A 16,261-nucleotide genomic window follows, 5' to 3' on the forward strand; every position below is an offset into this window, starting at 1 on the left:
GAGCTCGTGGATGGGTATAAGAGACGGGGCGGGGGTGTTTGTATTGCAGATAGTGGTGGTGGTGGTGACCGCGTCTGAGTATTTGCGACAAGGTGAGAGGGGGGATGGGCGCAGGGAGGCAAGCCGCGAGATTGGAACGAAAAAGGCGCCCCGGAGGGCGCCTTTTCCTTTGGCTTGTCGGCAGGTCAGTCCGCCGTGAGAAGCGGCGGCTTCGAACCCGAGAGGCGGGGTTTGTCACCTTCCTCGCATTCGAGCGCGATCTTGTCGTCGCGCACCACCACCCGCACGAGGCCGCCCTTGGTGAGGCGCCCGAACAGCAGCTCCTCGGCCAGCGGCTTCTTGACGTTCTCCTGGATCACACGCGCCAGCGGGCGGGCCCCCATCTTGTCGTCGTAACCCTTCTCGCCGAGCCAGGCCGCGGCCTCGTCGGTGAGTTCGAAGGTCACGTTGCGGTCCATCAGCTGGGCTTCCAGTTGCAGCACGAACTTCTCGACGACCTTGAAGATGGTCTGCTTGGCCAGCGGGCCGAAGCTGATCACCGCATCCAGACGGTTGCGGAACTCGGGCGTGAAGGTCCGCTCGATGGCGGCCGTATCCTCGCCGTCGCGCCGGTCGCGACCGAAGCCGATCGCCGCCTTGGCCTGCTCGGCCGCGCCCGCGTTCGAGGTCATGATCAGGATCACGTTGCGGAAGTCCACTTGCCGGCCGTTGTGGTCGGTGAGTTTCCCGTGGTCCATGACCTGCAAGAGGATGTTGTAGACATCCGGGTGGGCCTTTTCGATCTCGTCGAGCAGCAGCACGCAATGCGGATGCTGGTCAACGCCATCGGTCAGAAGCCCGCCCTGGTCGAAGCCGACATAGCCCGGAGGGGCACCGATCAGGCGGCTAACCGCATGTTTCTCCATGTATTCCGACATGTCGAAACGCAACAGTTCCACACCCAGCGTATTCGCCAGCTGCTTCGCCACCTCGGTCTTGCCGACGCCGGTCGGACCCGCGAAGAGGTAGTTGCCGATCGGCTTCTCGGGCTCGCGCAGGCCGGCCCGGGCGAGCTTGATCGCCGAGCTGAGCTGCTCGATCGCCGAGTCCTGCCCGAAGACCACGCGCTTGAGGGTCGTTTCCAGATCCCGCAGCATTTCGGTGTCGTTCTTGGACACGTTCTTCGGCGGGATGCGGGCGATCTTGGCCACGACGGCCTCGATCTCCTTGGGACCGATGGTCTTGCGACGCTTCGATTCCGCCACCAGATGCTGGGCCGCGCCGGCTTCGTCGATCACGTCGATCGCCTTGTCCGGCAGTTTGCGGTCGTTGATGTAGCGCGAGGCCAGCTCGACCGCGGTGCGGATCGCATCATTGGTGTAGCGCAGCTCGTGGTGCTTTTCGAAATAGGGCTTCAACCCCATGAGGATCTTGACCGAATCCTCGACCGAGGGCTCGTTCACGTCGATCTTCTGGAACCGGCGGCTCAGCGCGCGGTCCTTCTCAAAGTGCTGACGGAACTCTTTGTAGGTGGTCGAGCCCATGCAACGCAGCTTGCCGCCCTGAAGCGCGGGCTTCAGCAGGTTCGAGGCATCCATCGCCCCGCCCGAAGTCGCGCCGGCGCCGATCACGGTGTGGATCTCGTCGATGAAGAGGACGGCATCCTCGTGATCTTCGAGCTCCTTCACCACCGCTTTCAGACGCTCCTCGAAGTCGCCGCGATAGCGGGTGCCGGCCAGCAGCGCGCCCATGTCGAGCGAGTAGATTGTCGAACCGGCGAGGATCTCAGGCGTTTCGCCGTCGACGATCTTCTTGGCCAGACCTTCGGCGATGGCGGTCTTGCCCACGCCGGGGTCACCCACCAGCAGCGGGTTGTTCTTGCGGCGGCGGCAGAGGACCTGGATCGCGCGCTCCACCTCGGCATGACGGCCGATCAGCGGATCGACGTCGCCCTTGCGGGACTTGGCGTTGAGGTCGACGCAGTACTTCGCCAGCGCCGAATCCTTGGGATCGGTCTTGGGCTGTTGCGGCTCGCCCTGGCCTTCCTCGGCGCCCGACACGGGGCGCGCCTCGGAGAAGCCGGGGTTCTTGGCGACGCCATGGGCGATGAAATTCACCGCGTCATAGCGCGTCATGTCCTGTTCTTGCAGGAAATAGGCGGCGTTGGATTCGCGTTCGGCAAAGATCGCGACCAGCACATTGGCACCGGTCACTTCATTGCGGCCCGAGCTTTGCACATGGATCGCCGCGCGCTGGATCACCCGCTGGAAGGCGGCCGTGGGCACGGCCTCGGAGCCTTCGACATTGGTGATCAGCGTGGAGAGATCGTCATCGATGAAATCGTCGAGCGTCTTGCGCAGCTCGTCGAGATCCACGTTGCAGGCCTGCATGACGCGGGCTGCCTCGGGTTCGTCGATCAGCGCCAGCAGCAGATGTTCCAGCGTGGCAAGCTCGTGCCGGCGCGTATTGGCCAGGGCCAGCGCACCGTGGATCGCCTGTTCAAGGGTCGCGGAAAACGAGGGCACGTTCTTGCTCCTTCAAGTTACGCGGCATCTGCCGCAAGAGGCGGAGCGACCGGAGCGTTCCCGGTCGATCCGGGCCATCCTAGGATGGGGCCATACGATTAAACTTTGGTTTTCCCGCCGGCGCTTCAAGTGTTTTCTGCGAAGGTTTTGCGTCACGTTTCAGTTTGCCGTCTTTTCAGGCGTTGCGTTGCGGGCGCGCAACGGCTGCGCTCGCTCAGGCATTGTCCTTCTGAAGACGGATCTGTGCAAGAACCTCGCGGGGCGAGGCACCCGGGACGCCGGCAGCGTCGGCCACCTGCGAAAGGTGACAGCGCAGATATGGGTTCAACCGGCGTTCACTTTCAAGGGTTGTTCCCGTCGTCGGCAGCCCTTCCGCCGCCAGACGGGGCAATTCGGCCTGACGGGCGGCCAGCGCCTCGGGGTCCGGGGCATAGCGTGCGGCGAAATCGAGGTTCGCTTGCGCATAGTCGTGGCCGGACAGGATCCGTGTCTCGCCGGGCAGGGCGTCGAAGCGGGCGATGGCGTTGAACATGTCCTCGGCCGTGCCCTCAAACAGGCGGCCACAGCCATGCGTCATCAGGCTGTCGGCGGTGAACAGGGCCTTCAGCGCCGGATAGTGGAAGGCGACATGGCCCAGCGTGTGACCGGGCGCGTCCAGCACCTCAGCCCCGCCGGGCAGGCTGTCGCCCGGCTCGAACGCGTGATCGAGGGGCGGGAGGCGATGGGCATCGGCCTTGGCGCCATAGACGGGGGCGGGCGCGGCCGCCAGAACCCCGGCGAGGCCATCGACGTGATCCCAGTGGTGATGGGTGATGTAGACGCGGGTCAGCGACCAGCCCTTGTCGGCCAAGGCCTTGAGGATCGGGCCGGATTCCGGCGCGTCGATGAGGGTGGTCTCGCCACTGGCCTCGTCGTGGACGAGGTAGGCGTAATTGTCCTTGAGACAGCGGATGATCTCGATGGCCATGGATTCTCCTGCGGCATTCGCGGGCTTTGCAAAGCGGTTGCGATGGGGCAGGGTGCAGTCTGTCGCAGGCCTGACCGAGGTTCAATGCATCTCGACGTGCATCATCTGAGGGACTTCTACTACCGCAGCCAGCTGGGGCGCGCGGCACAGAAGGGCGTGCGCGACCGGGTGATCGAACGCTGGGGCGATACCCGCGGCCTGACACTGGCGGGCTATGGCTTCGCGGTGCCGCTGCTGCGGCCGTTCCTGGGCGTGGCCGAACGGGTGATCGGCCTGATGCCGGGGCCGCAGGGCGTGATGAACTGGCCCGCCGACGGCCCCAACCATTCCGTGTTGTGCGACGAGGCCCGCTGGCCCCTCGCCAATGACAGCGTGGACCGGCTGGTGGTGATGCACGGGCTGGAGACCTCGGAGACGCCGCTGGCCCTTCTGGACGAGATGCACCGCGTTCTCTCGCCGCGCGGGCGGGCGCTGATCGTGGTGCCCAACCGCAACGGGCTCTGGGCGCGGTCGGACCGGACGCCCTTCGGTTTCGGTCGGCCCTATTCCCGCGGCCAAATCGAGCGGCTTCTGGGCGAGGCGGGGTTCGTCAGCCCGGCCCATGCCTCGGCGCTTTTCTTCCCGCCCTCGCCGAAGCGGTTCTGGCTGCGCTCGGCCCGGGCGATGGAGAAGGCCGGCCGCAAATGGGCGCCCGAGCGTCTGGGCGGTGTCCTGATGGTCGAGGCGATGCGTCGCGACATGGTTACTCCGCGCGGTCTGAAGGTGGCCGAGCGGCGGCCCCTGCGGGTGCTCGAGGGGATCCCGGTGAGCGGTGCGCAACCGGCCTGGCGGCAGGGCCCGGGCGAGGGTGACGGGCCGGCGTGACAGCCGCGTTTCACCGGGCTGATGCTGCGCTGCGGCGATGCGGGTGTGAGACGGCGCGCGGCGTAAACCACAAGTCACGACCAGAAGCCGAATCTCTCACGAATCTATCCCGCGATTCTTAATACGCGCGTGCGCGCGTATGATTTCGCGCGCACGGGCTGCCGAAATCCGACCCGATTCCGGGGCTTTCACGGGGCTTGCCGCTGCGCCGCGGCGGCCTGTAACATCAGCAAATCGACGCCTGTGCGACATTCTGTCCCGGCTAGCCCCGGATAAGCGCTAACAAGGGGGTATTTCACGTCTCCTTGATGGTTGCCGGACGGGGAATGCTCTGCTACACCCGCGCCGATTTGAGGTGCCGCGCAACTCCACGAGCACCCAGACCAGCCCGGACCTTGCGCGAGGTCGGAGGGCGCACAAACTCGAAAGGGTGGAAGTGTCCGAACCTGCTTCGATCTCCACTGGCATTGCGAACCGCTATGCCACCGCCGTCTTCGACCTGGCGAAAGAGAGCTCGGCCCTGGCCGCGCTCGAAGCCGATCTCGACACGCTTGAGGCCGCTCTGAACGACAGCGCCGATCTGCGTGGCGTGCTGACGTCGCCGGTCTACAGCCGCGAGGAACTGGCCAAGGCGGTAAGCGCCCTTGCCGCGAAGATGAACCTGTCGCAGTCGACGGCTGGCGCGCTGGGCATGATGGCCCAGAACCGCCGCCTGTTCGCGCTGCCCGCCCTGATCGCCGAACTGCGTCGCATGATCGCCGACGAAAAGGGCGAAGTGACCGCGGACGTCACCTCGGCGCAGGTCCTGACCAAGGCACAGGCGGACCAGCTGGCCGCGACGCTGAAAGAGCGCGTCGGCAAGAAAGTGAAACTGAATGTCGCCGTCGATGAAGCCCTCATCGGTGGCCTGATCGTCAAAGTGGGCTCGAAGATGATCGACACCTCGATCCGATCCAAGCTCGCGGCCCTCCAGAACAGCATGAAAGAGGTCGGATAATGGGTATCCAAGCAGCTGAGATCTCTGCGATCCTCAAGGAGCAGATCAAGAACTTCGGCCAGGAAGTCGAAGTCGCCGAAGTCGGTCGCGTTCTCTCGGTCGGGGACGGTATCGCCCGTGTCCATGGCCTGGACAACGTGCAGGCCGGTGAAATGGTCGAATTCCCCGGTGGTATTCGCGGCATGGCCCTGAACCTCGAAACCGACAACGTCGGTATCGTTATCTTCGGTTCGGACCGTGACATCAAAGAAGGTGACACCGTCAAGCGCACCAAGTCCATCGTGGACGTGCCCGCCGGCGAAGGCCTGCTCGGCCGCGTCGTCGACGGTCTCGGCAACCCGCTGGACGGCAAGGGCCCGATCGTCTTCTCCGAGCGTCGCATCGCCGACGTCAAAGCCCCGGGCATCATCCCCCGGAAATCGGTGCACGAGCCGATGGCCACCGGCCTGAAGTCCGTGGACGCCATGATCCCCGTCGGCCGTGGCCAGCGCGAGCTGATCATCGGCGACCGTCAGACCGGCAAGACCGCGATCGCGCTCGACACCATTCTGAACCAGAAGTCGTACAACACCGCCGCTGGCGATGACGAGTCGAAGAAGCTGTATTGCGTCTACGTCGCCATCGGTCAGAAGCGTTCGACCGTGGCCCAGCTGGTGAAGAAGCTGGAAGAAAACGGCGCGATGGACTACTCGATCGTCGTCGCCGCGACCGCTTCGGACCCCGCGCCGATGCAGTTCCTCGCGCCCTACGCCGCGACCGCGATGGCCGAATACTTCCGCGACAATGGCAAGCACGCCCTGATCATCTACGATGACCTGTCGAAGCAGGCTGTGTCGTATCGTCAGATGTCGCTGCTGCTCCGCCGCCCGCCCGGCCGTGAAGCCTATCCGGGCGACGTGTTCTACCTCCACTCCCGCCTGCTGGAGCGTTCGGCGAAGCTGAACGAAGACTTCGGCTCGGGCTCGCTGACCGCTCTGCCGATCATCGAAACCCAGGGCGGCGACGTGTCGGCCTTCATCCCGACCAACGTGATCTCGATCACCGACGGCCAGATCTTCCTGGAAACCGAACTGTTCTACCAGGGTATCCGCCCGGCCGTGAACACCGGTCTGTCGGTGTCGCGCGTGGGTTCGTCGGCTCAGACCAACGCCATGAAGTCGGTTGCCGGCCCGGTGAAACTGGAACTGGCTCAGTACCGCGAAATGGCCGCCTTCGCCCAGTTCGGTTCGGACCTCGACGCCGCGACCCAGAAGCTGCTGAACCGTGGTGCCCGTCTGACCGAGCTCATGAAGCAGCCGCAATACTCGCCGCTGACCAACGCCGAGATCGTCTGCGTGATCTTCGCGGGTACCAACGGCTATCTCGACAAGGTCGCCGTCAAGGAAGTCGGCCGCTTCGAGAAGGGGCTGCTGAACCACCTGCGCACCCAACATGCCGACCTGCTGGCCGACATCACCAACAACGACCGTAAGGTGAAAGGCGAGCTGGAAGACAAGATCCGCGCAGCCCTGGATGAATTCGCGAAAGATTTCGCCTGAGGGCGGGACGAGAGGATCGGTAGATGCCTAACCTCAAGGACCTGAAAAACCGGATCACGAGTGTGAAGAACACTCGGAAGATCACGAAGGCCATGCAGATGGTCGCGGCGGCTAAACTCCGCCGTGCCCAGGAAGCAGCCGAGGCCGCGCGGCCCTACGCCGCGCGGATGGAATCGGTCGTCAACGGCCTGGCGGCTTCGGTCGCCGGCTCCTCGACCGCGCCGCGCCTTCTGGCCGGCACGGGTGAGGACAAGGTGCACCTCCTGGTCGTCATGACCGGCGAGCGTGGGCTTTGCGGGGGCTTCAACTCCTCCATCGCCAAGCTGGCGCGGACTCGCATCCTGGAGCTGCAGGCGCAGGGCAAGACGGTCAAGATCCTGACCGTCGGCAAGAAGGGCCGTGAACAGCTTCGCCGTGACTTCGGCGCGCTGATGATCGGTCACGTCGACCTGTCGGAAGTCCGTCGCATCGGCTACGGCAATGCACGCTCGATCGCCCAGGACCTCCTGGCGCGCTTCGATGCAGGCGAGTTCGACGTTGCGACGATCTTCTACGCCCGCTTCCAGTCGGTGATCGCCCAGATCCCGACCGCACAGCAGGTGATCCCGGCCCCGGTCGCAGAAGCGGCCGACCTGGAGACGGATTACGATTACGAGCCGTCGGAAGAGGCGATCCTCGCCGATCTTCTGCCGCGTTCGGTCGCGACCCAGATCTTTGCAGCCCTGCTCGAGAACAACGCCTCGTTCAACGGTGCGCAGATGTCCGCGATGGACAACGCCACCCGCAACGCTGGCGAGATGATCGACAAGCTCACGATCGAGTTCAACCGTACCCGTCAGGCCGTCATCACCAACGAACTGATTGAGATCATTTCGGGCGCCGAGGCGCTCTGAGGAACCGGAGAAACACATAATGGCACAAGGCAAAGTCACGCAGGTGATCGGCGCCGTGGTCGACGTTCAGTTCGATGGGGACCTGCCCGCGATTCTGAACGCCCTGACCACCGACAACAACGGCAAGGCGCTGGTGATGGAAGTCGCCCAGCACCTCGGCGAGAACACCGTTCGCGCCATCGCCATGGACTCGACCGAAGGTCTGGTCCGCGGCCAGACGGTCACCGACAACGGTGCGCCGATCGAAGTTCCGGTTGGCACCGCCACCCTGGGCCGCATCCTGAACGTCGTCGGTGAGCCGGTGGACGAAAAGGGCCCGGTCAACGCGACCGCGACCCGCGCGATCCACCAGCCGGCCCCGACCTTCGAAAACCAGTCGACGGAATCGCAGATCCTCGTCACCGGCATCAAGGTCATCGACCTGCTGGCCCCCTACACCAAGGGCGGCAAGATCGGCCTGTTCGGCGGCGCCGGCGTGGGCAAGACGGTTCTCATCATGGAACTGATCAACAACATCGCCAAAGTGCACTCGGGCGTGTCGGTCTTCGCCGGCGTGGGCGAGCGTACCCGTGAGGGCAACGACCTCTATCACGAGATGATCGAGTCGGGCGTTATCAACATCGATAACCTCGAAGAGTCGAAAATCGCCCTGGTTTACGGCCAGATGAACGAGCCGCCGGGGGCCCGTATGCGGATCGCCCTGTCGGGTCTGACCCTGGCCGAGCAGTTCCGTGACGACACCGGCTCGGACGTGCTGTTCTTCGTCGACAACATCTTCCGCTTCACCCAGGCGGGTTCGGAAGTGTCGGCACTGCTGGGTCGTATCCCGTCGGCCGTGGGCTACCAGCCGACGCTGGCCACCGACATGGGCGCGATGCAGGAACGCATCACCTCCACGAAGAACGGCTCGATCACCTCGGTGCAGGCCGTTTACGTGCCCGCCGACGACCTTACCGACCCGGCGCCGGCGACCTCGTTCGCTCACCTCGACGCCACCACGGTTCTCGACCGCTCGATCTCGGAAAAAGGGATCTATCCGGCCGTGGACCCGCTGGGCTCGACCTCGCGTCTGCTCGACCCGCAGATCATCGGCGAAGAGCACTACAAGGTTGCGACCGACGTTCAGCAGGTGCTTCAGCGCTACAAGTCGCTGCAGGACATCATCGCCATTCTCGGCATGGACGAACTGTCGGAAGAGGACAAGCTGACCGTGGCCCGCGCCCGTAAGCTGGAACGCTTCCTGTCGCAGCCGTTCGACGTGGCGAAAGTGTTCACCGGTTCGGACGGCGTTCAGGTGCCGCTCGAGAAGACCATCGCCTCGTTCAAGGCCGTGGTTGCGGGCGAATACGACCACCTGCCGGAAGCCGCCTTCTACATGGTCGGCGACATCGACGAGGCGATCGCCAAGGCGCAGCGCCTGGCCGCCGCCGCCTGATCTGAGACGCAGAGGAGGGCCTCATGGCCGACACGATGCAGTTTGACCTGGTGTCGCCCGAGCGGAAACTCCTTTCCGCCCAGGCCACCGAGGTCCAGATCCCCGGCACCGACGGTGAACTCACCGTCGGCCCCGGCCACGCAGCGGTCATCACGACCCTGCGTCCGGGCGTCCTGAAGGTGACGTCGAACGGTCAGGTGACCGAATTCGCCGTGACCGGCGGCTTCGCCGAGATCTCGCCGGAAGGCGTCTCGGTGCTGGCCGAACGGTCGCTGCCGAAGGGCGAAGTGACCCAGAGCGTCATCGACGACTGGGTCGCCGAGGCGCACAAGGCGCACAAGGAAGCGCATCACACGGTGGTTGACGACGCGGCGAAGCTGCTGTCGGACATGGTGGCGATGGGTACGCATATCGGGCTGGACCCGAACGTGCCGAACTTCTGATCGCGCGACACGATTTTGGAGAAGCCCCGCCCTTGAGCGGGGCTTTTTCACGTCTTGGGGGCAGGGGAGGGGTTTCGCCCTCGCCCGCGACGCCTGCGGCGCCGAGGGCTCGGGCGACCGGAAAACAGGAAGGGGGGCTTTGCCCCCCTCGGCCTGCGGCCTCACCCCCCAGGATATTTGAGGCACAAAGAGGGGGGGCGTGTGGGGGAATGAGGAAGGGCGCCCGGTGAGGGGCGCCCTTGGGGAAGGTCGAGGCTTGGCCGGTGGGTCAGCGGCTGTAGAAGCCTTCGTAGATCGGCGTCAGCGTCTCCATGTCGAAGAGCGACGAGACCGAGGTTCCGTTCCAGGTGTTCAGGATCGCCTGGGCGAACATCGGCGCGGTCGGGACGATGCGGATGTTCGGCGTGGCCTTGACGGCCTCGGTGGGCGCGATCGAATCCGTGATCACCAGCGATTTCATCACGGAGTTCTTGATCCGCTCCACCGCCGGGCCCGAGAGGACGCCATGGGTGATGTAGCTGTGAACCTCGGTCGCGCCAGCGTTCATCAGCACCTCGGCCGCCTTGCAGAGCGTGCCGGCGGTGTCGCAGATGTCGTCGACGATGATGCATTTCTTGCCGGTCACGTCGCCGATCACGGTCATCTCGGCCACTTCGCCGGCTTTCTCACGGCGTTTGTCGACGATCGACAGCGGCGCGTTGATCCGCTTCGCCAGTTCGCGGGCGCGGGCCACGCCGCCGACGTCCGGCGAGACGACCATCACGTCCTCGAGGCTGTCCTTGAAGGTGTGCAGCACGTCCAGCGCGAAGATCGGCGCGGCGTAGAGGTTGTCCACCGGGATGTCGAAGAAGCCCTGGATCTGCGTCGCGTGCAAATCGAGCGTGAGGACGCGGTCAATGCCGGCTTCGGTGATCAGGTTGGCGACCAGCTTGGCCGAGATCGGCGTGCGGGCCTTGGCGCGGCGATCCTGACGGGCATAGCCGAAATAGGGGATCACGGCGGTGATGCGTGCGGCCGAGGAGCGTTTCAGCGCGTCGGCGATGATCAGCAGCTCCATCAGGTTGTCGTTCGCCGGGTTCGAGGTCGGCTGGATGATGTACATATCCTCGCCGCGGACGTTCTCGTAGACCTCGACGAAGATCTCTTGGTCGTTGAAGCGCTCGACGCGGGCATCGCAGAGGCTGACCTGCATGCCGCGATGCAGCGACATGCGGCGCGCGATGGCCGTGGCCAGCGGCTTGTTGGCATTGCCGGCAATGAGTTTGGGTTCGGTCATGGCGGGCATATCAACCTCGGATGGGGCGGGGATTCGCGCGGTTGACACCGCTTATCACCCGGATAGGGTCTTGCAAACCCAGCAGGGCAAGGGGGGAATGCTTATGCGACAGATTGACTACTACCTGACCGTGGTCTCGCCCTGGACCTATCTGGTGGGCAACCGCGCGGTCGAGATCGCCGCCGCCCACGGCGCCCAGCTGCGCTACAAGCCGGTCGATCCCAGCGCCCTGTTCGCGCGCACCGGCGGCCTGATGCTGAACGAGCGTCATGAAAGCCGCCGCGCCTATCGGCTGCAGGAACTGCGCCGCCAGTCGAAGAAATCGGGCCTGCCGTTCAACATCCAGCCGGCCTTCTTCCCGACCAACCCGGCGCCCGCCGCCTATGCGATCATCGCCGCGCAAGAGGCCGGGGGCGGCGATATCCACGCCCTCGTGCAGTCGCTGACGCGCGCCTGCTGGGCCGAGGACAAGAACGTCGCCGAGGACGAAGTGATCACCGCCGCCCTCAAGGACGCGGGCTTCAACCCGGGGCTGGCTATGTCCGGCATGCTGACCGGGGCCGAGATCTACGGCCGCAATCTGGAGGATGCCGTAGCAGCCGGGGTCTTCGGCTTTCCGTTCTTCGTGGTGGACGGAACTGAGCACTTCTGGGGCCAGGACCGCATGGACGATCTAAACCTGTATCTGGCAGGCGAGCTTTGATGCAGCTGCATAGCCGGCGGCTTGGCGTTGCCGGTGGCTTGCCGGCGCTCATGGCGCATTGCTTCCTCGGTCACGGGGGCAGCTGGAAGGCGCTTCTGGAGGCTCTGCCGGTGCCGCTGGACGCGCTGGCGCCCGACCTGCCGGGCCATGGCCGCAGCCCGATGCCCGCCGAGCCCGGCGACTTTCATGCCGCTGTGTCGGAGGCTCTGGGCGCGCTGATCGAGCGTCCGTCGCTGCTCGTGGGGCATAGTTTCGGCGCGGCCTCGTTGCTGCGTTACGCGCTGCACAATACGGGGCAGGTGACGGGGCTGGTGCTGATCGAGCCGGTGTTCTTTGCCGTGGCCGAGGGGCAGCCGGAATACGCGCCCTACCGCGCCAGCGAAGCGCCGCTGCATGCCGCCGTGGCTGAGGGCCGGCTTGACGATGCGGCGCGGCATTTCCTCGGGCTCAATCCCGGCTCGCCGGATTTCGACCGTCTGCCGCCGGCCATCCAGGCGGTGATGGCGGCGCAGATGCGGCTGGTCGCTGCGACTGGGCTGGGGTTGTTCGAGGACAGCGGCAACCTCAGGGCGCCCGGTGTGATGGAGGGGTTCGCGGCCCCCGTTCTGTTGCTGGCCGGCAGCGGCACCACGCCGATTTTTCACGCGACAATCAGGGAGTTGGCGCGAAAGCTGCCGCAGGCGGAGGCGCAGGTGATCGACGGTGCCGGGCACATGGTGCCGATCACCCATCCGACCCAGACAGCAGGTATCATCGGCGATTGGATGCAGCGCGTGGGGTTGCTGGAACCCAGCCTGACCTGAGGCGAGATCGGAACGACGGAAAACCCCCGCGCCGGAAGGCACGGGGGTTTTCCATTGGGTGCCCTTGCGGGCAGACTTGGATCAGGCAGCCTCGGAGAGAGCGGCGGCCATGCGGCGTTCGCTTTCTTCACGCGACAGAGCAACCGAGGTGCGCACACCGGCGGCGACAAATTGCATGAGGCCCGACACCACGCGCTCGTTGGGGTCGATCCCGGCGCAGGTCAGCACTTCGCGGCCATCGCGCGAGCGCGCCCAGCGGGCGATCTGCTCGGGGCCGTTGCCATATTTCTTGTCGTCGGCGATGGCGTCATCCAAGGCAGCCAGCACCACAGCAGCAAACAGCTTGCGCGCGCGCGAGCCTTGCTCGTGGTTGTAAGCCGAGCCATCCACGGAGTCGAACATGTTACCGTCCTTTTATTCTTGGTCTTGCATTTTCTGGCGTCCGCCTCTTTACCGATAACAGCATCCGATTCGCTACCGATCTTTTGCATGGCCGTCATGCTTATGGTGCATGACTGTTAGCGGAACGTTACACGCCCTCGCTTGGCTTGCGCGGCTGGACCCCGCAAGATATAGGCTCTGGACAAACGATCTCAACGCTTCTCACAGAGTTTTCTCATGGCCAAGATCAACGGCAACGAAATCCGCCCCGGCAACATCCTCGAGCATGACGGCGGCCTTTGGGCTGCGGTCAAGGTCAACCATGTGAAACCGGGCAAGGGCGGCGCCTTTGCACAGGTGGAACTGAAGAACCTGCGCGACGGCCGCAAGCTGAACGAGCGCTTCCGTTCGGAAGACAAGGTCGAGCAGGTGCGTCTGGAACAGAAGGACCAGCAGTTCCTCTACGAGGCCGACGACATGCTGACCTTCATGGACAGCGAGTCCTTCGAGCAGATCGAACTGCCGGCTGACCTGCTGGGCGACCGTCGCCCGTTCCTGCAGGACGGCATGACCGTCACCATCGAATACTATGGCGACGAGGCCCTGAACGTCTCGCTGCCGCAGAAAGTGGTGTGCAAGGTCGTCGAGACCGAGCCGGTGGTGAAGGGTCAGACCGCGGCCAACAGCTACAAGCCTGCGATCCTCGACAACGGCGTGCGCATCATGGTCCCGCCGTTCATCGCGCAGGACGAGGACATCGTCGTCCACACCGAGACCTTCGAATACTCGGAACGCGCCTGATCCATGCGCGCGGCTGCCTCCCTGGCGCTGGCCCTCTCGCTGCTGTCCTCAGTGGCGATGGCCGGCGATCTGGGGCCTCGCTTGGGGCCTGACGGGGCGTGGCAGGTGATCGAACTGGACGGGGCGGAGATCGCCCCCTCCGACAACGTGGTTGTCAGCTTCAACGCGGGCCGGATCAGCGGCAACAGCGGCTGCAACCGGTTCTCCGGCAGCTATGACCTGACACGAGGCCTCAGCTTCGGCGGGCTGGCGATGACCCGGATGGCCTGTCCCGGCCGCCGTGGTGAGCTGGAGGCCAGCTTCACCGCCGCGATGGACCGGGTGAACGACTGGCGCTTCACCGACGTCGAAGGCGCCGGCACCGAGCTTCAGCTGCTGCGCGATGCCCGTCCGGTGCTGCGCGCCCTGCTGCAGCCCTGAGGGCGGCGCCAGCGCGATGCTCGACCGTCATCTGCGCCCGCTGATCGACTCGCCGCTGAATGCCTTGGGACGGGCCTTGGCGCGCGCGGGGATCCATCCTGACCTTGTGACCTTGGTGGGCCTGTTGCTGGGCCTCATGGCCGCTGTGGCCATCGCCCTTGGCGCCCCCTTGTCCGGGCTGGGACTGATTCTTCTGTCGCGTCTGGCGGATGGGCTGGACGGGGCGGTGGCGCGGGCAACGCGGCCTAGTGACCTCGGCAGCTATTACGACATCCTCGCCGATTTCCTGTTCTACGCCGCGATCCCGCTGGGGTTCGTCTGGGCCGATCCCGCTGCCAATGCCGTGGCCGGTGCGGCGCTGCTGGCGGCCTTCTATGTGAACGGGGCCTCGTTCCTCGGCTATGCGATCCTCGCCGCCAAGCGCGGCCTCTCGACCGAGGTCCGGGGCCGCAAGAGCTGGTACCATTCCGGCGGGCTGCTGGAGGGGTCCGAGACGATCCTGTTCTTCGTGCTGTTCTGCCTCTGGCCCGGTGCCTTCGCGCCGCTCGCGTGGCTCTTTGCCGGGCTTTGCGCGGTCACCACGCTGGGCCGTGTGGCCATGGCCCGCGACCTGTTCCGCGACTGATCGGCCGCCGGTCAGGGCTGAACCGCACGCTCCAACGCCGGATCATGGCCTTGGTCGGCCAACGCGTTCTGAGCAAAGGCCAGCGCGGCGCCGGGCGGGTGCGGCTCTCGCGACAGCAGCCAGAAGCAACCCTTGCCGGGATCGCCGACGACGGCCAGCCCTGCAGCCTCGTCAAGGGCAATCAGGCTGTGTTCTTGCCGCAGGAACGGCAGGGTGGGGCCATAGGCGAGCCGGTAGCGTCCGTTGCCCTCGGGCGTCGCGCGACCTTGCTGGCGGTCCTGCGCGCCCGCAAGCGAGCCAACCCGGCCAACGCGCGTCACCGTCAACGAGCCATCGGCGTGGCAGCGGTAGTCCACCGTAGCCGCGAAGCGATCGGTCTCGCGCGTCGCCGGGCTGCGGGCGATCTCGTACCAGCGGCCGGACAGCGCCATCGCGGCGCTCGACGTCGCGTGCGGACGGCGTGCCTCGGCGGGTGCGCGGGGCAGGGTCCTACCGAGCGTCAGGCGCAGGGGAGAGAGCAGGCTGGGGATCATCGCGCGTCCTGTAGGCCACCGGGGTTGCCAGAGAGCTAGCGCGCGAGGAGCCCCCCTCAAGGGCCGGATGCGGTGTTACCAGCGGTGCCGGGAGGGGAAGGCGTTGCGCAGCAGGCGCGGCAGCATCGGTTCCCGCAGAAGGCGCACAAGCACCAAAGCCGCGACGGTCGGCAGCACGATGCCCGCCGGGACCATGACCCACATCTGGTTCAGCCCCAGATACAGCATCACCAACAGCACGAGGTAGTGCAGGAAGTAGATGAACATCGACACGAGGCCCAGTGCCGGCGGCATCGGCGGGACCGGGCTTCGCAGGACGGCCAGGAACAGGGCGATGATGAAGCCGACGGCGAGCGGCGGGAATTCCGGCGGCGCCGCGGGGCTGAGGCCGGCAAACTGCAGCGACAGCAAGGCTTCGCCCATCCGCAGGACCGCAAGGCCCGCGACGATCAGCCAGAGAGTGCGGGCGCGGGGAAGGCTCTCCAACCCCTCACGGCGCAGTTTCGCGGCGATCAGGTAGCCGATGGCGGCATAGGGATATTCCAGGAAGGCGCCATTGCGGTAGGCGTTCAGCGGCAGGTCCAAGGGCGAGAAGAAATCTACGGCCTGAAGGCTGAAGCCACACAGGATGCCCGCCACCGCCGTGATCTTGAGCCAGCGATGCGCGGCGTCCTCGTTGGGAGCGAAGGACAGGACGGCATGCAGCATGCCGACGGCCAGGATCAGGGCGGCCATGTACCACAGGTGGATCGGGCCGAAGACGAGGTTGCCCAGAAGCGCACGCATCGACATGGTGCCGTCCAGCCAGATCGGCAGATAGACCAGAGCCCAGAACAGATAGGCGCAGGTCAGCACCGTCAGCCAGCGCCGCGTGTTCCCCTTGGCGCGCGTACCGAAGTACAGAAAGCCCGAGATCAAGGCGAAGCAGGGAACCGCATTGCGCACCAGCCCTTGGCCGATCAGGTAGTTCGTGGGGGTGATATGCCCGCCCAACAGCACGGCATGCGCCCAGACAACGCAGGACGCAATGAGGATTTTCAGCAGATCGACGGCATGGATGCGGGTCATGCCTTGAAGT

At 65.4% G+C, this 16,261-nt stretch carries 17 protein-coding genes; 11 read left to right on the forward strand and 6 right to left on the reverse strand.

Features of this window, described 5'->3' with window-relative positions:
• Positions 1-185 precede the first annotated feature (185 nt).
• Together clpA and gloB are read right to left on the reverse strand one after the other, a co-directional pair.
• The gene (gene clpA / locus BCY78_RS20550; protein ID WP_068305583.1) at positions 186-2,504 is read right to left on the reverse strand and encodes an ATP-dependent Clp protease ATP-binding subunit ClpA; all 2,319 of its coding nucleotides are present in this window, start codon (positions 2,502-2,504) and stop codon (positions 186-188) included.
• A gap of 214 nt (positions 2,505-2,718) precedes the next feature.
• Positions 2,719-3,471 (reverse strand): hydroxyacylglutathione hydrolase, encoded by a 753-nt coding sequence (gloB, locus tag BCY78_RS20555; protein ID WP_068305584.1) that lies wholly within the window; start codon positions 3,469-3,471, stop codon positions 2,719-2,721.
• Between the two features lie 84 nt (positions 3,472-3,555).
• Here gloB and BCY78_RS20560 point away from each other — a divergent pair, with 84 nt between their 5' ends.
• The 6 genes from BCY78_RS20560 to BCY78_RS20585 all read left to right on the forward strand — a co-directional run bounded on the left by BCY78_RS20560 (position 3,556) and on the right by BCY78_RS20585 (position 9,641).
• A complete protein-coding gene (locus BCY78_RS20560) occupies positions 3,556-4,335 on the forward strand; it encodes a class I SAM-dependent methyltransferase (RefSeq protein ID WP_068305585.1) in 780 nt (259 codons plus the stop codon).
• Positions 4,336-4,771: 436 nt separating this feature from the next.
• Entirely contained in the window at positions 4,772-5,332 is a 561-nt protein-coding gene (locus BCY78_RS20565) for a F0F1 ATP synthase subunit delta (protein WP_068305586.1), read from the forward strand.
• Positions 5,332-6,870, forward strand: coding sequence for a F0F1 ATP synthase subunit alpha (gene atpA / locus BCY78_RS20570; RefSeq protein WP_068305588.1), 1,539 nt, complete (start codon positions 5,332-5,334; stop codon positions 6,868-6,870). Before BCY78_RS20565 ends, atpA begins: the two co-directional genes overlap by 1 nt.
• A 23-nt stretch (positions 6,871-6,893) precedes the next feature.
• A complete protein-coding gene (locus BCY78_RS20575) occupies positions 6,894-7,763 on the forward strand; it encodes a F0F1 ATP synthase subunit gamma (protein WP_068305590.1) in 870 nt (289 codons plus the stop codon).
• Positions 7,764-7,782: 19 nt separating this feature from the next.
• A complete protein-coding gene (atpD, locus tag BCY78_RS20580; RefSeq protein WP_068305591.1) occupies positions 7,783-9,198 on the forward strand; it encodes a F0F1 ATP synthase subunit beta in 1,416 nt (471 codons plus the stop codon).
• A gap of 23 nt (positions 9,199-9,221) precedes the next feature.
• Positions 9,222-9,641, forward strand: coding sequence for a F0F1 ATP synthase subunit epsilon (locus BCY78_RS20585; RefSeq protein WP_068305593.1), 420 nt, complete (start codon positions 9,222-9,224; stop codon positions 9,639-9,641).
• Between the two features lie 268 nt (positions 9,642-9,909).
• Here the strand turns inward: BCY78_RS20585 and BCY78_RS20590 are convergent, their stop codons facing one another.
• Complete coding sequence (locus tag BCY78_RS20590; RefSeq protein ID WP_068305598.1) at positions 9,910-10,926, reverse strand: ribose-phosphate pyrophosphokinase; 1,017 nt, start codon at positions 10,924-10,926, stop codon at positions 9,910-9,912.
• 94 nt (positions 10,927-11,020) lie between these two features.
• On the opposite strand from BCY78_RS20590, the gene BCY78_RS20595 reads away from it, so the two are divergent.
• Together BCY78_RS20595 and BCY78_RS20600 are read left to right on the forward strand one after the other, a co-directional pair.
• Entirely contained in the window at positions 11,021-11,620 is a 600-nt protein-coding gene (locus BCY78_RS20595) for a 2-hydroxychromene-2-carboxylate isomerase (RefSeq protein WP_068305599.1), read from the forward strand.
• Complete coding sequence (locus BCY78_RS20600; RefSeq protein WP_068305600.1) at positions 11,620-12,423, forward strand: alpha/beta fold hydrolase; 804 nt, start codon at positions 11,620-11,622, stop codon at positions 12,421-12,423. Before BCY78_RS20595 ends, BCY78_RS20600 begins: the two co-directional genes overlap by 1 nt.
• A gap of 81 nt (positions 12,424-12,504) precedes the next feature.
• Here BCY78_RS20600 and BCY78_RS20605 read toward each other — a convergent pair whose 3' ends face one another.
• On the reverse strand, positions 12,505-12,825 hold the full coding sequence (locus BCY78_RS20605; RefSeq protein ID WP_068305602.1) for a DUF6280 family protein: 321 nt from the start codon (positions 12,823-12,825) through the stop codon (positions 12,505-12,507).
• A gap of 216 nt (positions 12,826-13,041) precedes the next feature.
• Here BCY78_RS20605 and efp point away from each other — a divergent pair, with 216 nt between their 5' ends.
• Genes efp through BCY78_RS20620 form a run of 3 tightly spaced genes read left to right on the forward strand, consistent with a single transcriptional unit; the run spans position 13,042 to position 14,650 of the window.
• Positions 13,042-13,605, forward strand: coding sequence for an elongation factor P (efp, locus tag BCY78_RS20610; protein ID WP_068305604.1), 564 nt, complete (start codon positions 13,042-13,044; stop codon positions 13,603-13,605).
• Between the two features lie 3 nt (positions 13,606-13,608).
• Complete coding sequence (locus BCY78_RS20615; RefSeq protein WP_068305605.1) at positions 13,609-14,025, forward strand: META domain-containing protein; 417 nt, start codon at positions 13,609-13,611, stop codon at positions 14,023-14,025.
• A 16-nt stretch (positions 14,026-14,041) separates the two neighbouring features.
• On the forward strand, positions 14,042-14,650 hold the full coding sequence (locus tag BCY78_RS20620; protein ID WP_068305606.1) for a CDP-alcohol phosphatidyltransferase family protein: 609 nt from the start codon (positions 14,042-14,044) through the stop codon (positions 14,648-14,650).
• An 11-nt stretch (positions 14,651-14,661) separates the two neighbouring features.
• Here BCY78_RS20620 and BCY78_RS20625 read toward each other — a convergent pair whose 3' ends face one another.
• Together BCY78_RS20625 and BCY78_RS20630 are read right to left on the reverse strand one after the other, a co-directional pair.
• On the reverse strand, positions 14,662-15,183 hold the full coding sequence (locus tag BCY78_RS20625; protein WP_068305607.1) for a lipocalin family protein: 522 nt from the start codon (positions 15,181-15,183) through the stop codon (positions 14,662-14,664).
• Between the two features lie 75 nt (positions 15,184-15,258).
• Positions 15,259-16,251, reverse strand: a complete 993-nt coding sequence (locus BCY78_RS20630; protein WP_068305609.1) for an acyltransferase family protein — start codon at positions 16,249-16,251, stop codon at positions 15,259-15,261.
• Between the last annotated feature and the right edge of the window lie 10 nt (positions 16,252-16,261).

This window comes from Pararhodobacter sp. CCB-MM2 (assembly GCF_001691415.1).
In the GTDB taxonomy this organism is placed as follows: Bacteria; Pseudomonadota; Alphaproteobacteria; order Rhodobacterales; family Rhodobacteraceae; genus Pararhodobacter.

Coding starts and splice junctions, on each gene's coding strand:
- gloB (WP_068305584.1), bottom strand. CDS start 3,471: ATGGCCATCGAGATCATCCGCTGTCTCAAGGACAATTACGCCTACCTC.
- BCY78_RS20560 (WP_068305585.1), top strand. CDS start 3,556: ATGCATCTCGACGTGCATCATCTGAGGGACTTCTACTACCGCAGCCAG.
- atpA (WP_068305588.1), top strand. CDS start 5,332: ATGGGTATCCAAGCAGCTGAGATCTCTGCGATCCTCAAGGAGCAGATC.
- BCY78_RS20575 (WP_068305590.1), top strand. CDS start 6,894: ATGCCTAACCTCAAGGACCTGAAAAACCGGATCACGAGTGTGAAGAAC.
- atpD (WP_068305591.1), top strand. CDS start 7,783: ATGGCACAAGGCAAAGTCACGCAGGTGATCGGCGCCGTGGTCGACGTT.
- BCY78_RS20585 (WP_068305593.1), top strand. CDS start 9,222: ATGGCCGACACGATGCAGTTTGACCTGGTGTCGCCCGAGCGGAAACTC.
- BCY78_RS20590 (WP_068305598.1), bottom strand. CDS start 10,926: ATGCCCGCCATGACCGAACCCAAACTCATTGCCGGCAATGCCAACAAG.
- BCY78_RS20595 (WP_068305599.1), top strand. CDS start 11,021: ATGCGACAGATTGACTACTACCTGACCGTGGTCTCGCCCTGGACCTAT.
- BCY78_RS20600 (WP_068305600.1), top strand. CDS start 11,620: ATGCAGCTGCATAGCCGGCGGCTTGGCGTTGCCGGTGGCTTGCCGGCG.
- BCY78_RS20605 (WP_068305602.1), bottom strand. CDS start 12,825: ATGTTCGACTCCGTGGATGGCTCGGCTTACAACCACGAGCAAGGCTCG.
- efp (WP_068305604.1), top strand. CDS start 13,042: ATGGCCAAGATCAACGGCAACGAAATCCGCCCCGGCAACATCCTCGAG.
- BCY78_RS20615 (WP_068305605.1), top strand. CDS start 13,609: ATGCGCGCGGCTGCCTCCCTGGCGCTGGCCCTCTCGCTGCTGTCCTCA.
- BCY78_RS20620 (WP_068305606.1), top strand. CDS start 14,042: ATGCTCGACCGTCATCTGCGCCCGCTGATCGACTCGCCGCTGAATGCC.
- BCY78_RS20625 (WP_068305607.1), bottom strand. CDS start 15,183: ATGATCCCCAGCCTGCTCTCTCCCCTGCGCCTGACGCTCGGTAGGACC.
- BCY78_RS20630 (WP_068305609.1), bottom strand. CDS start 16,251: ATGACCCGCATCCATGCCGTCGATCTGCTGAAAATCCTCATTGCGTCC.